We start from the raw sequence: 14,564 nt of genomic DNA on the forward strand, positions 1-14,564 counted from the left end.
AGGCCGGGACGCAGCCACCTTCATCGATTAATACTGATTAAACATTTCCTGGATCTGCTTAGGATCCTTGGTTTGGGTCAGCGCAAGCTGTAGCAGAACACGCGCTTTTTGCGGGTTCAGAGAGCCTGAAGCCACAAATCCATATTTTGCATCATCAACTTCTGCATCCTGCGTGGTGGCGCCCGTTGGTACACGAGATGAACGCACCACAACGGTACCTTTGTGTGCGGCGGTTGCCAGCGTATCGAAAATGGTTTTATACAGGTTACCGTTACCTACTCCCGCACTGACGATCCCGGCGTAACCCGCGTCCACCAGCGCTTTTGCCGGCAGTTCGGAGGCGTTAGCGTAGTTGTAAACAATCCCAACTTTCGGCAGCTCGGTCAGCTTAGACACATCGAACGGAGTAGACGTGGTGTGCTTACGCGCAGGGGTACGCTGGTAGTCGATTTTACCGTTATGGATATAACCCAGCGGGCCATAGTTAACAGATTTGAAGGTAGCCACATCGGTTGTGTTGGTTTTGGTCACGTCACGACCATCCATCACGGTGTCGTTCATCACCACCAGCACACCGCGGTTGGCAGAGGCTTTATCTGCGGCGGTTACCACTGCGTTATACAGGTTGAACGGGCCATCAGCGCTCATCCCCGTAGACGGACGCATTGCGCCGACCAGCACTACCGGCTTGTTGCACTTAACGGTCAGGTCGAGGAAATAGGCGGTTTCTTCCATGGTATCCGTACCATGAGTTACCACGAAGCCGTCGGTTTTATCACACTCGGTATTAATCTTTTTCGCCAGCGTTAACCAGACTTCGTCGTTCATATCCTGGGAGCCGATGTTCACCACCTGCTCACCTTTTACAACAGCGATATCTTTCAACTGAGGTACGGCATCAACCAGATTTTCTACGCCAACCTTGCCTGCCGTGTAGTTAGATTTTGTCGCGGAATCACCGCCGCCGGCAATGGTCCCGCCAGTTGCTAAAATAGTAATGTTTGGCAGTGCAAGCGCCGCGCCGCTGAAACCCATAACCAGTGCGGCAAGTGCCGTTCTCTTGAAAAACTCCATGTTATTTCTCCAGTTACTTGAATTTGCAGCATTATGTCTATCTTACAGATGAATAATGTGACGCCATCCAATTAACCAGATTTATATCTCCAGCAAATTGTTATTCTTAGAGATGGATATCAAAAAAACAGAAAAGTACAAAATAAAACGGCACAGAATGTTTCTGTGCCGTTAAAAAGAGGTGAAGATTATTTCAGTGTGCTAACCAGCGTTTTACGATCGTTTTCCAGCGTCACGACGCGGGCGCAAACATCTTTACCAAACTGCTGGAAGTCTTGTTCCTGATTCTTCCATTCATTCTGAATTGAGGTCTGCAAACCACCGAGGCTTCCGAGTACGCCCTGCAGCGGATTACCACCGCCTTTGAGCACGGCTTTCGCCCCCATCTCGTTGATGCTGTCCTGCAAAATACCGCCCATCGCCTGATTCACCAGTTGTTGTCCGTCCGCGCGGACCTGATCAATCGCCTTATAATGGAAGGTGAGACCGTCAGTACGATGTTCAATGATACGGTTCATCTGCGCTTTCAATTGCGCATCAAGCTTGGTTAAGCGGCCACGCATGTTGCTGCTTTCGCCTACTTCTTTGGCGATGATTTTGTCCAGCGCCACGCGACCTTTCTCCACGCGCGCTCTGGCACCTTCGTCAATCCACGGCAGGCTGCTACGCAACGCCGCCTGATAATCTTTAGCCTGCTCACGCTGCGCAGCGTTCAGGTTGTACTGCTTACCGTTAAAGGTGACATCACCGGCCTGGGTAATAACCAGGTCGCCGTTCTCACCCTTCACCTGCACCGTTTGTGGGCTCAAAATCACATCGTCACGCGGGGTGACGCTGCACTTGTAATCGGCATGTGCGGCCATCGCCGTGAACGTTAGGACTGCCGCCAGCAGCGTTTTGCGCATCATATCTTTCCCTCAATACAAATCGGGCCGGCATTTGCCGACCCTGTGCTACTTAGTCCCACCAAATATCGAAAAGTTCGCTGGTACGCACTTCTTCGAGTTTGTGCTCTTCCAGCCACTTACGCACGATTGCCTGATGTTCTTCGGTGCACTTGCCGATTTCCTGCAGACAGATCAGACCCTCCCAGGCGAGATAGCCGCTGCCGTCAAAGGCCAGTTTATTCGGTTCGATAACCTCATTGATGAAATCATCAACGATTTGATCGACCTGCTCTCCAGATGTACCTTCCGGGAAACGCCATGCAACCGAAAATCCTATTTCCTGGAATTCGTCGATGTGCATTTTTTTACGCAGACGACGGCTACGGTTCTTTGCCATTATTTCACCCTCTCGAACATTAAGTCCCATACGCCGTGGCCAAGACGATGACCACGTTGTTCAAATTTGGTTACCGGGCGCGATTGTGGGCGCGGTACATAATCGTTACTCTCTGACTGGTTTTTATACCCGTCAATTGAGGACATCACTTCCAGCATGTGCTCCGCGTAGGCTTCCCAGTCGGTTGCCATGTGGAACACACCGCCCAGCTTCAGCTTGCTTAAGATATGCTCAGCAAACGGTACCTGAACGATACGGCGTTTATTATGACGTGCTTTGTGCCACGGGTCAGGGAAAAACAGCTGAACCATAGATAAAGAATTGTCAGGAATCATTTTATGCAGGACTTCAACGGCATCATGGCACATGACGCGCAGGTTCTCGACGCCCTCTTCATGGGCTGAAGCCAGACACGCGCCAACGCCTGGCGAGTGTACCTCAATGCCGAGGAAATTCTGCTCCGGGCACGCTTTCGCCATCGCCACCAGCGAAGCCCCCATACCAAAACCGATTTCCAGCGTGACTGGCGCCTCACGACCAAACAGTTCTGCAAAATCCACAGGCTCTTCGCTGAACTCAACGCCCATCACCGGCCAGTAATTTTCCAGCGCGTGTTCCTGCCCTTTCGTCAATCGCCCCTGGCGACGAACAAAACTACGAATCCGGCGCAGCGGGCGGCCGTTTTCATCAAATTCCGGTGAAATGACGTCGTTCTTCATAAAAGTTTAGTCTGCTGTGTTTGAGTTCTGAAAACGGGCATTATCCAAAGTTAGTTGCCGGATGCAAGTAAAGGAAGAAAGTGGGCAGCGGAAAGTTCCGGTTTACACCCCGTTGCCGCTGTGCTGCAATCTTGCCCCCGGCAATAATGAAACGGTAATCATGCAAGCGTCTCAATTCTCGGCTCAGGTTTTGAGCTGGTACGACAAATACGGGCGGAAAACGCTGCCCTGGCAAATTGACAAGACGCCTTACAAAGTATGGCTCTCTGAGGTGATGCTGCAACAAACTCAGGTTGCCACCGTCATCCCTTATTTTGAGCGCTTTATGGCGCGCTTCCCAACGGTAACGGATTTAGCCCATGCACCGCTGGATGAAGTTCTGCATTTATGGACCGGATTAGGCTATTACGCCCGGGCGCGAAATCTGCATAAAGCCGCGCAGCAGGTAGTGACGCTGCATGGCGGCACCTTCCCGCAAACCTTTGATGAAGTAGCAGCCTTGCCTGGCGTCGGACGTTCAACCGCTGGCGCGATCCTTTCTCTCTCTCTGGGTCAGCATTTTCCGATTCTCGACGGTAACGTTAAACGTGTGCTGGCTCGCTGTTATGCTGTAAGCGGCTGGCCGGGTAAAAAAGAGGTTGAAAAGAAACTGTGGGAGTTGAGCGAGCAGGTTACGCCTGCCCACGGGGTTGAGCGGTTTAATCAGGCGATGATGGATTTAGGCGCTATGGTCTGTACGCGCTCAAAACCTAAATGCTCCCTGTGTCCGTTGGAAAATGGCTGTGTGGCGAGCGCCAATGCAAGCTGGGCGCTGTATCCGGGTAAAAAACCGAAACAGACGTTACCGGAACGGACGGGCTATTTTTTACTGATGCAACATGATGATGAGGTGCTGCTCGCGCAGCGTCCCCCCAGCGGCTTATGGGGGGGGTTATACTGTTTTCCGCAGTTTGACGATGAAGATGGGCTACGCAACTGGCTGGCGCAACGACAAATTAACGCAGATAATCTGACCCAGCTTAATGCGTTTCGCCATACCTTTAGCCATTTCCACTTAGATATTGTGCCTATGTGGCTTCCCGTGTCCTCATTCAGCTCATGCATGGATGAAGGCAACGCGCTCTGGTATAACTTAGCGCAACCGCCGTCGGTCGGGCTGGCGGCCCCCGTGGAGCGTTTGTTACAGCAATTACGTGCCGGTACACACGTTTAACGTATCGGACGATAGAGAGGATTTTTTATGAGCAGAACGATTTTTTGCACTTTCCTGCAACGCGAAGCAGAAGGCCAGGATTTTCAGCTGTACCCAGGCGAACTGGGAAAACGCATCTACAACGAGATTTCTAAAGAAGCATGGGCACAATGGCAGCATAAACAGACCATGCTGATTAACGAGAAAAAACTCAATATGATGAACGTCGAACACCGTAAGTTGCTGGAGCAGGAGATGATTAACTTCCTGTTTGAAGGTAAGGACGTGCATATTGAAGGCTATACGCCAGAGTCATAAGAACCGTTGCCGGATGGCGCTGCGCTTATCCGGCCTACGATTTAATCTGGTCCATGCAAATAACAAACACAACACGCACTCCCGGAATGATGAAAAAATTTCTCGCGCTTGCCGTTATTGCGCCGTTGCTCATCTCCTGTTCCAGTTCGACCAAAAAAGGCGATTCCTATAACGAAGCCTGGGTCAAGGATACCAACGGTTTTGATATTCTGATGGGGCAATTTGCCCATAACATTGAGAATCTGTGGGGATTTAAGGAAGTGCTGATTGCGGGTCCGAAGGACTACGTCAAGTATACCGATCAGTACCAAACCCGCAGCCATATCAACTTTGATGACGGTACGATAACCGTCGAGACCATTGCCGGGACAGATCCCGCCGGACACCTGCGTCGGGCGATTATCAAGACGTTGCTGATGGGCGACGATCCGGGTTCTATCGACCTCTATTCCGATGTCGATGACATTAAGATTTCTAAAGAGCCGTTCCTGTACGGGCAGGTGGTCGATAATACCGGCCAGCCCATTCGTTGGGAGGGACGCGCCACCAACTTTGCCAACTACCTGCTGCAAACACGGCTAAAAAGCCGCAGCAATGGCCTGCGTATCATCTACAGCGTGACGATTAACCTGGTGCCGAACCACCTTGATAAGCGTGCGCATAAATACGTCGGCATGGTACGTCAGGCTTCACGTAAGTATGGTGTCGACGAGTCGCTGATTCTGGCTATCATGCAAACTGAATCCTCATTTAACCCGTATGCGGTTAGCCATGCCGATGCGCTGGGACTGATGCAGGTGGTGCAACACAGTGCCGGGAAAGATGTGTTCCGCTCACAGGGGCGCTCAGGCACGCCGAGCCGTAGCTTCCTGTTTGACCCGGCCAGCAACATTGATACCGGTACTGCCTATCTGGCAATGCTCAACAATGTCTATTTAGGTGGTATCGATAATCCGACCTCACGTCGCTATGCGGTAATCACCGCGTACAACGGCGGCGCGGGCAGCGTGCTGCGCGTGTTCTCGAACGACAAAATTCAGGCCGCAAATATCATTAACAGCATGTCCCCGGGTGATGTTTATCAAACGCTGACCACCCGACACCCATCTGCTGAATCACGCCGATATCTTTACAAGGTCAATTCCGCACAAAAATCATATCGACGCCGCTAATGTATCCCTCATCAGCCCTCTAAAACGGGGGGCTGAAGAGTCAAAAATGTTAACTCCATCACTCTTTTGCTTTGCAATCAGAAATTGTTTGCAAATATTTGTCACAGGTAACAAAAAAAGAGTGCCTCTCGTTGATAGAATCACATCATATAGCCACGGCAAATGTGCCTTTTAAAACATTCATCCGCATTACGGTGTGAGGAAATTAACATGAATCTTAAGCTGCAGCTGAAAGTTCTCTCGTTTCTGCAGTTCTGCTTATGGGGTAGTTGGCTCACTACCCTCGGCTCCTATATGTTTGTCACCCTTAAATTCGATGGTGCATCCATTGGCGCGGTGTATAGCTCGCTGGGGATCGCCGCCGTGTTTATGCCTACGCTGTTAGGGATTGTGGCTGACAAATGGATCAGTGCGAAATGGGTTTACACTATTTGCCACTTGGTCGGGGCAGCAACGCTGTTCGCCGCAGCCGAAGTCACCACGCCAGGCGCCATGTTCTTTGTGATCTTGCTTAACTCGCTGGCCTATATGCCAACGTTGGGGTTAATCAACACCATCTCTTACTATCGCCTGCAGTCCGCCGGGATGGATATTGTTACGGACTTCCCGCCAATCCGTATCTGGGGCACCATCGGTTTTATTATGGCGATGTGGGCCGTAAGCTTCTCCGGCTTTGAACTGAGCCATATGCAGCTGTATATCGGAGCGACGCTGTCCGTGGTGCTGGCGCTGTTTACCCTGACGCTGCCGCATATTCCGGTCGCAAACCAGCAGAAAAACCAGAGCTGGACGTCTATGCTCGGCCTGGACGCCTTCGCGCTGTTTAAAAACAAGCGTATGGCGATTTTCTTCATCTTCTCGATGATGCTGGGCGCAGAGCTGCAAATTACCAATATGTTCGGTAATACCTTCCTGCACAGCTTCGATAACAACCCGCTGTTCTCCGGCAGCTTCATCGTTGAACACGCGTCGGTGATGATGTCGATTTCGCAGATTTCCGAGACCCTGTTTATTCTGACCATTCCATTCTTCTTAAGCCGTTATGGTATTAAGAACGTGATGCTTATCAGTATCGTGGCGTGGATGCTGCGCTTCGGCTTGTTTGCCTACGGCGATCCAACGCCGTTCGGTACCGTGCTGCTGGTTCTGTCGATGATTGTTTACGGCTGCGCCTTCGACTTCTTCAACATCTCTGGCTCCGTATTCGTAGAGAAAGAAGTCCGCCCTGAAATCCGCGCCAGCGCACAGGGTATGTTCCTGATGATGACCAACGGCTTTGGTTGTATTCTGGGCGGTCTGGTGAGCGGTAAAGTCGTTGAACATTATACGCTGAACGGTATTACCGACTGGCAGACCGTATGGCTGATCTTCGCTGGCTACTCACTGGTTCTGGCTTTTGCCTTCGTTGCGCTGTTTAAATACAAACACGTACGCGTTCCGGCAGGTACTCAGACAATCGCGCACTAATCTTGATGCCGGATGGCGACGCCTCAGCGTCTTATCCGGCCTACAATGTTTCAATTACCAGGCCGGATAAGCGTTTAGCGCTATCCGGCTTTTATTTCACAACGTAGCCATACAAACGTTTAATGCCGTCTGCGTCCGTTTCACTGTAAACCCCTTGCAGCTCCGGCGAGAAGCCTGGTAGCAGGTTTACACCCTCTTCCAGCGCCAGGAAGTAACGTTGCACCGCCCCACCCCAGACTTCGCCCGGAACCACACACAGCACGCCAGGAGGATAAGGCAGCGCACCTTCCGCCGCAATGTGGCCAGAGGCTTCACTAATACGCACCAGTTCAACATCACCGCGAATAAAAGCACTGTTGGCATCCTGCGGGTTCATCGCCACGCCAGGCAGACTCTCCTGACGGAACATCGCTTTTTGCAGATCTTTGACATCAAAACTGACGTACAGTGAGTGCATCTCCTGACACAATTCACGTAGCGTGTAATCCCGGTAACGTACCGGATACTTGTTGAAGATGGTGGGTAGCACGTCTGCCAGCGGCGTATCGTCCTCAATATGCTGCTCAAACTGCGCCAGCATCGCCACCAGTTGCGCCAGTTTCTCAGCGCTTTCTGCCGGAGTCAGCAGGAACAGAATCGAGTTAAGGTCGCATTTCTCCGGCACGATACCGTTTTCACGCAGGTAATGCGCCAGAATCGTCGCCGGAATACCAAACTCAGTATATTGCCCGGTTTGTGCATCAATACCCGGAGTGGTTAACAGCAATTTGCAGGGATCGACAAAATACTGGTCGCGCGCGTAGCCGGAAAAACCATGCCATTTAGCTCCGGGTTCAAAGCTAAAGAAGCGGCGCTCGCTGGCAATCACCTGCGTCGGATAGCTTTCCCATGGTTTGCCATCAACTACCGGAGGAATAAACGGCTGAATCATCTTACAGCGGGCAATAATCGCTTTACGGGCCTCAATGCCCAGCGCCACACACTCCGCCCACAGCCGACGGCCGCTCTCGCCTTCATGAATTTTGGCGTTCACGTCCAACGCCGCAAACAGCGGGTAAAAAGGACTAGTGGAAGCATGCAGCATAAATGCATTGTTCAGACGCTTATGCGGGCAGAACCGCGCCTGGCCGCGAATATGGTTATCCTTTTTGTGGATCTGTGAGGTTTGAGAGAATCCTGCCTGCTGTTTGTGTACCGACTGAGTGACAAAGATCCCCGGATCGTTAGCATTAAGCTCCAGCAGCAGCGGTGAGCCATCGGCCATCATCGGGATAAATTGCTCGTAACCGACCCATGCAGAGTCAAACAGGATGTAATCGCACAGGCTACCGATCTTGTCGATCACCTGCCGGGCATTGTAGATCGTGCCGTCATAAGTGCCGAGTTGAATGATCGCCAGACGGAACGGACGCGGCTGGTCAGCCTTTTCTGGCGCAACTTCACGGATCTGCTGACGAAGATACTGCTCATCAAAGCAGTGCTCATCAATGCCGCCAATAAAGCCAAACGGATTACGCGCGGCTTCCAGATAAACCGGCGTCGCCCCCGCCTGGATCAGCGCGCCGTGGTGGTTCGACTTATGGTTGTTGCGGTCAAACAGCACCAGGTCACCGCGCGTCAAAAGCGCATTGGTCACCACTTTATTGGCCGCAGAAGTCCCATTCAGCACAAAGTAGGTTTTATCCGCGTGGAAAACTTTCGCGGCAAATTTCTGCGCATGTTTCGCTGATCCTTCATGAATCAGCAGATCGCCAAGCTTAACGTCAGCGTTGCACATATCCGCGCGAAACAGGTTCTCGCCAAAGAACTCGTAGAAATGCCGGCCCGCAGGATGCTTCTTAAAAAACTCACCGTGTTGGTGCCCCGGGCAGGCAAATGTGCTGTTCCCCATTTCGACATACTGGGTGAGCGTGTCATAGAACGGTGGCAGCAACGCTTCCTCATACTGACCGGCAGCAGACTCCAGCTCCAGCCACTCCTGAGCCTGACCGCGAATGACCGCGTTTACTCCCGCTGGCACCTCCACATCAGACTCCGCGAACAGAAACACGGGTAAATGAAAACCTGTGCGTTTCAGCAAAGCCAGGATCCCACTGCGGCTGTCCGCAACGGTAATGACGACTGCCGCAACGTCAGTAAAATCGGTACTGTCCAGCGAGACCACCTGACGATGGCTGGACAGACGAGAGACCAGTTCACCACTGGCGGCAATTTTCATTGATTTCATAAGCGCAATAACCCGTTTCGGGAAAATCAAAAGTCCCGGCAAAGCCGCATTGCTTTGCCCACGAAATGACAGGTCAAACTGGTTACCAGCCCCGACCGCCAGACATCAGTAAAAGCAGATAGCCTCTGATCTTACTGTTATCCTGCAGTGAGCGTGCGCTGACCTCACCGCATGGTGGTAGCGTGAAGGAATGTTGCAGGAAGGGGCAAACGTCGCGCAAAAAGGCGATATTGAAGGCGATGTAGGGGGAGTAATATCATCCCAGGCAGCCCCATTCAGACAGGAGAAAATTCGCGCAATCATGGCACCTTTCACTTACAGGCGCAAGATAAAATCCGGTGCTAAAACCTCACAGATAAACAAGCATTTCATCTGAAATTAGCGGCATAATAAAGCAATCTGAAACATAATTTTACCCAGCTAATTGCCTTTAGCATCAAGACGATAATGGGTATGCAGGAGCAAACGTGGTAATCGGACCCTTTATTAATGGCGGCGCCATTTTATTTGGTGGCGTTCTCGGCGCACTACTTAGCCAGCATTTACCGGAGCGCATTCGGGTCTCGATGACCTCCATATTCGGGCTGTGCTCGTTGGGAATTGGGATCTTGCTGGTTATCAAATGCGCCAACCTGCCGGTGATGGTTCTGGCAACGCTGGTTGGCGCGTTAATTGGCGAATTCTGTTATCTGGAAAAAGGAATCAATACCGCGGTAGCCAAAGCACAACAGCTGTTTACCCGTTCGGACGCCAACGCAACGCATGAATCCTTTATTCAAAGCTATGTAGCCATCATCGTGCTGTTTTGCGCCAGCGGTACCGGGATCTTCGGTGCGATACATGAAGGCATGACCGGCGATCCTAATATATTAATCGCTAAATCGTTTCTCGATTTCTTCACGGCTATCATTTTTGCCTGTTCGCTGGGAATTGCAGTATCCGCCATTTGCGTACCCATGTTAGCAATCCAGTTAACGCTTGCTACCTGTGCGGCGCTGATTTTACCCCTGACAACGCCAGCTATGATGGCCGATTTCAGCGCCGTAGGCGGACTATTGCTGCTGGCAACCGGTTTGCGTATTTGCGGCATCAAAATGTTTGCGGTGGTGAATATGCTTCCGGCCCTGCTGCTGGCAATGCCGCTTTCCGCCGCGTGGACGGCATTTTTTGCCTGAGAATGCGTGCAATTGCAGCAATGTGGTGATAGATTGTGCAGTCTGCATTGATTTGAAGAAATTTCGTTGACGAAGCGAAGCGAATCGGGTTTAATGCGCCTCGTTGCCCGGATAGCTCAGTCGGTAGAGCAGGGGATTGAAAATCCCCGTGTCCTTGGTTCGATTCCGAGTCCGGGCACCACTATTTAAAGAACCCGCCCCAGAGGCGGGTTTTTGCTTTTGGAGAAACGGACTCTCCATCGAACTCCGTTCGATTATTCGCCGCCAGCGGCTCCCCCCTTCGGGGCCAGCGCGACAAGCGCGCTGTTCAACGCCTACGGCGTTAGTCCGCGTCCGGGTACCACTATGATTACAAATACATTAATAATGTTGAATTTTAACCGGCGGCTATCACATACTCGGCTTTATGTGTGTATTCGATATAAGTTGGTACATCTGAACACATACTGCACTTTTTTTAATTTAAACATAATTTATGCAATCCATTTTTATAACCAGATTGCAAAGTTAAACCAAAGAAATATTTAGGTTAAGGCAAAATATAAAACTAATAGGTGGATATTTTAATACGCTAAAGTATCATTATCCACAGTATTCAATTGAAGCTGAATATTTATTTGAATAGAATAACACGCACATTTACAAAAAAACCCAACAAAATGCAAGCTAATTTCCGCAAAATAATTCAATCAAACAATTATCAAGAAATTATTATATATCAAACGACACTAACTAAAATATATATTGACGAAATCTATAACATGGGAGATAAACATATAAAACAATTACTTTCTAAAACCTATTATCGAAAAAGGATTGATAAGATGATCAGGAAAATTATCGCAAAAATAGCTAAAAGAAATAATAATTATGACACCTCTACCTGCATCATCGAAGCAGAATCCTCCGTCGCTGAACAAAAAACAGAAAATTACAATAAAATTATCTGCCATCATTTCACTTCTGGCATATCAACCCTGAATCTGATAAGAACATCGTTAATTTCAACTCATGAACAATTAAATACCGAAAAAGATAAAATAACCGAGTTAAATGCACAAAATAACAAAGCTATGCTTTCCCTTGAATCACTTGTTATTGAGATCAATGAGGCAGGCAAAGAATCAGCAGAAATTCAAAAACAAATGACTCAGCTTAAGTTATCACTTATTGAAATTAATGATGCAATTAAAGACATACAGAAAATTGCCAATCATACAAATTTAATTGCAATAAATTCAGCGATTGAAGCGGCCCGTGTAGGTGAGGCGGGAAGAGGATTTAGCGTTATCTCTAAAGAAGTTAGACAACTGGCTGAAAATGTTAAAACGTGCACTAACCATATATTTTTGCAAACAGAAACCCTCCAGAATAATGGATCTATGGTTGATATATCCATTGAAGCGCAGCTAGCAATAATCACAAAAATCACTCAGCATATGAACGAAGTTGTTTTTTCAATTAAGAATGTGATTGAAAAATCGGCCACAATGAAGTCTATTATTGATTACATATCAAACTTACTGTTTCTAAGTATAATTAAAATGGATCATGTAATCTGGAAGATAGATCTATATAAAAAACTCACCGAGAATAAATTAGATGATACGTTGACATCATACAGCCAGTGCAGACTGGGGAAATGGTATTACGGAGATACTGGTAGATGCTTCGCTCATTTAACGGGATTTAAAAACCTGGAGGCCCCTCATCAGATGCTACACAATTCCGGCGTTCTTGCTATCGAGTATTCGGTTTCAGGTGACCATGAGCATATGTCCCTGGCGTTAAAAAGAATGGAACAGGCCAGTGATGAGGTAATGAATCAGCTTGAGATTCTTGGCAACGAGATTTTCAGGGAGGTTGTAAAATTTACGCCAGGTGATAACCCTTGATAAACTTTATTATTAAAATAGATAGTTAAAAGCTATTGGAGACAATTGATGTTTACTTTATTATCTAAAAATGAAAATGCTGTGATAGTTTTACATGAAATTTATGGATTGAATAATCATATCAAGCAAGTATGTAAAGAGCTGCACAATTCCGGACTTGATGTATATTGCCCCAATTTTTTAAACCGCGAAGAACCTTTCTCATACGATCAACATAGTCAGGCATACGATTATTTCATGAAGTTCTGCGGATTCGATACATCAATGATCTTCGACTTACTGACAAGAATACGTGATCGTTATAAAAAAATAATAATCGTCGGATTCAGTGTTGGAGCAACATTAGCATGGCTTTGTTCGGAGAGTGCACAATGCGATGGTATCGTCAGTTTCTACGGAAGCCGTATACGTGATTATACTGATATCATGCCCAACAACCCAACACTGGTGATCCAGGCGAAATATGAAGAATCCTATGATCCTTACTTTCTTCAGCATAAACTCAGTAAGTATTCACTAGTATCGTTTCATATATTCAACAGCCGTCACGGATTTTGCGATCCTTTTAATAAGGCATACAATCCGTCTGAATCAGCGAAAGCGCTGACTCTTTCGCATGATTTTATAACGCAAATCATTAACTAAGTTAATATAACCACCTGACTTATTTAATGGTATTTGGTTGGCATATTTCCAGTGCTATCGCCCTCGAATGCCATTTTGTTTCAGCAGCGCATAGCGATTAAGAAGCTGATTAATCCGCATATCGAGCTGCTGATACAAAGCGGGTGATACACTCCCCTGCTTTTTTAATTCTTCATCGATTTGACGTAATAACTCTTCTGTCGGCGGCGTTTGGTCAAGCTGACGGCGGATAGTGAAAATGGCTGATTTCAGCTCCGACCCTGTCAGATATTTACCCTTGCGTTCATCAAGCGTATTTAGCTGGGCAGTTAACGCTTCCAGACCCTGCTGGGCATTATGCCAGTTTTGCAGAGCGCTTTCCGGCAACGCTTCGGTAGCTAACTGTTTTTGTAACCCGCTTTCAAATACTGTAGTCTGCGATTCTTCAGGCCACAGGGTAACTACCTGCTGCGCTAATGATGCGGCATATTCTCGCGACCACAAAGGTGACAGGCGATATAAAATATCCAATTGCCCTTGCGTTGCAGCGATTATTTCCTGCTTCTGATCCTTCAAATCTGAGGACTGCTTCAACGCGGATAATTGTTCAGGCGTCAGCACCTGAGGCAATGGCTTGATCAGATCATATCCGTCAGCCCGCATATGACTGGTGCCAAGAAAAGCGCCTGCGCTCGCTGCCGCAGCAACGATAAAACCGATAGCAAACCCCAGCCACATCCGTCTGGTTCCCCCCTCGATTTGAGTAGTAAAAACCGCTGCGCTTGATTGCCCGGGTGATGCGGGTTCATTAACCACAAATACCAAGTGTGGCGAAGACGTCTCAACATTATTAGTCGTACCTGAAGCCGGTATTTTCACAACGGCCGATCCCGAATCCGCTTCAGACTTCTCCAGACGCAAAGCGGCATTGTGCATCCAGGTAACAACAGCCTCCATTTTACTAAGCGCTTTCAATTCAAGCCGTTGCAGCACTGCGCAGGCATGTTTTAAACTTTGTTCAACCCGATACACTTTTGATAAATCAGCATATGACAGCGTTAGGGTACGCAATTCTTGCTGTAAGCGGACAGACAACCATGCCAGGATCTCAACGCGGGCATGGGTTTGCTGTGGCCATATTGCACTCCAGTGATGCGTCAGTAATGCTTCCAGAAGTTCCGTGCTTTCGGCAAGTCCCTCCAGTCCCGCATTACGTATTCTGGCGACGGTGTACCAGGCAAGTGTTTGCAGTTCGACGCCGTTATGACGAAACAGCGCCAGGCTTAACTGTTCAACCTTTTGCCAGTCAACGTCCGGACGCGCAGGGTGAGTCAGCTTGCTAATTTCATCGCGTAATTGCCCAAACTCCATGAAAGCACGTGGGTCTCCCCCGGTGCTGATGCGATTCTTTTCCATG

Annotated in this window: 13 protein-coding genes and 1 tRNA gene; 8 read left to right on the forward strand and 6 right to left on the reverse strand. The window is 48.8% G+C overall.

Translation table 11 applies throughout. From position 1 onward, the window contains the following. Window positions 1–27: 27 nt before the first annotated feature. The 4 genes from ansB to trmB form a co-directional block, all read right to left on the reverse strand. Window positions 28–1,074 (reverse strand): L-asparaginase 2, encoded by a 1,047-nt coding sequence (gene ansB / locus E1B03_RS22030; RefSeq protein ID WP_133086923.1) that lies wholly within the window; start codon window positions 1,072–1,074, stop codon window positions 28–30. Window positions 1,075–1,262: 188 nt separating this feature from the next. After that, window positions 1,263–1,982, reverse strand: a complete 720-nt coding sequence (locus E1B03_RS22035; RefSeq protein ID WP_042310951.1) for a YggN family protein — start codon at window positions 1,980–1,982, stop codon at window positions 1,263–1,265. 49 nt (window positions 1,983–2,031) lie between these two features. After that, entirely contained in the window at window positions 2,032–2,358 is a 327-nt protein-coding gene (locus tag E1B03_RS22040; protein WP_043017549.1) for a YggL family protein, read from the reverse strand. Continuing rightward, a complete protein-coding gene (gene trmB, locus E1B03_RS22045; protein WP_133086924.1) occupies window positions 2,358–3,077 on the reverse strand; it encodes a tRNA (guanosine(46)-N7)-methyltransferase TrmB in 720 nt (239 codons plus the stop codon). Before trmB ends, E1B03_RS22040 begins: the two co-directional genes overlap by 1 nt. A gap of 160 nt (window positions 3,078–3,237) precedes the next feature. Here trmB and mutY point away from each other — a divergent pair, with 160 nt between their 5' ends. From mutY to E1B03_RS22065, 4 genes are all read left to right on the forward strand, one after another. Next, a complete protein-coding gene (gene mutY / locus E1B03_RS22050) occupies window positions 3,238–4,290 on the forward strand; it encodes an A/G-specific adenine glycosylase (RefSeq protein WP_133086925.1) in 1,053 nt (350 codons plus the stop codon). A 27-nt stretch (window positions 4,291–4,317) separates the two neighbouring features. Continuing rightward, window positions 4,318–4,587 (forward strand): oxidative damage protection protein, encoded by a 270-nt coding sequence (locus E1B03_RS22055; protein ID WP_040232080.1) that lies wholly within the window; start codon window positions 4,318–4,320, stop codon window positions 4,585–4,587. 86 nt (window positions 4,588–4,673) lie between these two features. Continuing rightward, on the forward strand, window positions 4,674–5,759 hold the full coding sequence (mltC, locus tag E1B03_RS22060; RefSeq protein WP_008785777.1) for a membrane-bound lytic murein transglycosylase MltC: 1,086 nt from the start codon (window positions 4,674–4,676) through the stop codon (window positions 5,757–5,759). 210 nt (window positions 5,760–5,969) lie between these two features. Beyond that, on the forward strand, window positions 5,970–7,226 hold the full coding sequence (locus E1B03_RS22065) for a nucleoside permease (RefSeq protein WP_103769024.1): 1,257 nt from the start codon (window positions 5,970–5,972) through the stop codon (window positions 7,224–7,226). Window positions 7,227–7,317: 91 nt separating this feature from the next. Here the strand turns inward: E1B03_RS22065 and E1B03_RS22070 are convergent, their stop codons facing one another. Then, window positions 7,318–9,453 carry an ornithine decarboxylase gene (locus E1B03_RS22070; RefSeq protein ID WP_133086926.1) on the reverse strand — a complete coding sequence of 712 codons (2,136 nt, stop codon included), beginning with the start codon at window positions 9,451–9,453 and terminating at the stop codon, window positions 7,318–7,320. A gap of 467 nt (window positions 9,454–9,920) precedes the next feature. Between E1B03_RS22070 and E1B03_RS22080 the strand changes: the two genes are divergently transcribed. The 4 genes from E1B03_RS22080 to E1B03_RS22095 all read left to right on the forward strand — a co-directional run bounded on the left by E1B03_RS22080 (window position 9,921) and on the right by E1B03_RS22095 (window position 13,168). After that, window positions 9,921–10,628, forward strand: coding sequence for a DUF554 domain-containing protein (locus E1B03_RS22080; RefSeq protein ID WP_103769022.1), 708 nt, complete (start codon window positions 9,921–9,923; stop codon window positions 10,626–10,628). Window positions 10,629–10,733: 105 nt separating this feature from the next. Beyond that, window positions 10,734–10,809, forward strand: a tRNA-Phe gene (locus E1B03_RS22085). Window positions 10,810–11,389: 580 nt separating this feature from the next. Then, window positions 11,390–12,523, forward strand: a complete 1,134-nt coding sequence (locus E1B03_RS22090; protein WP_246044125.1) for a methyl-accepting chemotaxis protein — start codon at window positions 11,390–11,392, stop codon at window positions 12,521–12,523. Between the two features lie 48 nt (window positions 12,524–12,571). After that, window positions 12,572–13,168, forward strand: coding sequence for a dienelactone hydrolase family protein (locus E1B03_RS22095; RefSeq protein WP_133086927.1), 597 nt, complete (start codon window positions 12,572–12,574; stop codon window positions 13,166–13,168). Between the two features lie 54 nt (window positions 13,169–13,222). Here the strand turns inward: E1B03_RS22095 and E1B03_RS22100 are convergent, their stop codons facing one another. Next, window positions 13,223–14,563 (reverse strand): VasL domain-containing protein, encoded by a 1,341-nt coding sequence (locus E1B03_RS22100; RefSeq protein WP_133086928.1) that lies wholly within the window; start codon window positions 14,561–14,563, stop codon window positions 13,223–13,225. Window position 14,564 lies beyond the last annotated feature (1 nt).

Origin of the sequence: Citrobacter arsenatis (genome assembly GCF_004353845.1) — a bacterium.
Taxonomy (GTDB): Bacteria; Pseudomonadota; Gammaproteobacteria; order Enterobacterales; family Enterobacteriaceae; genus Citrobacter; species Citrobacter arsenatis.